Source organism: Amycolatopsis ponsaeliensis, assembly GCF_030182635.1.
Taxonomy (GTDB): Bacteria; Actinomycetota; Actinomycetes; order Mycobacteriales; family Pseudonocardiaceae; genus Amycolatopsis; species Amycolatopsis ponsaeliensis.
Window position 1 is genome coordinate 1 of sequence record NZ_JAPZLD010000130.1, and the last position, 471, is coordinate 471.

Consider the following 471-nt stretch of genomic DNA (forward strand, 5'->3'; position numbering starts at 1 on the left):
CCCAGCACGGTCTGGTCGCCGTAGGCGCCGGTGCCGACCTTGGTGATCTTGCCGTGGGCGATGAGGAACACCTGGTCGGCCCGGGACCCGAACTCGACCAGCGCGTCACCGGGCACGTACTCGTGCTGGGAGAACCGGGAGGCGAGTTCGGCGAGGACGTCTTCGTCGTCGTAGCCGCGCAGGGGGGCGAGTTCGCCGAGTTCGGGTGGGATGACGCGGACGTCGGCGCCGGTGGTGGTGAAGGTGACGCGGCCGTCGCCGACGGAGTAGGACAGGCGGCGGTTGACGCGGTAGGCGCCGCCGGAGACCTCCACCCACGGCAGGACTTTGAGCAGCCACCGGGAGGAGATGCCCTGCATCTGGGGGACCGACTTGGTCGTCGTGGCCAGGGTGCGGGCGGCGGCCCGTCCGAGGCTCAGCGGGGCCTGGTCGGAGTCCACCGGGTCGGTGACAGTCACAGCGAGAACCACC

General features: G+C 70.9%; 1 pseudogene. It reads right to left on the reverse strand.

Annotated elements, in window-relative coordinates:
- A pseudogene (locus QQ657_RS56530) lies at positions 1 to 458 on the reverse strand (Crp/Fnr family transcriptional regulator); the annotation flags it as partial.
- Between the last annotated feature and the right edge of the window lie 13 nt (positions 459 to 471).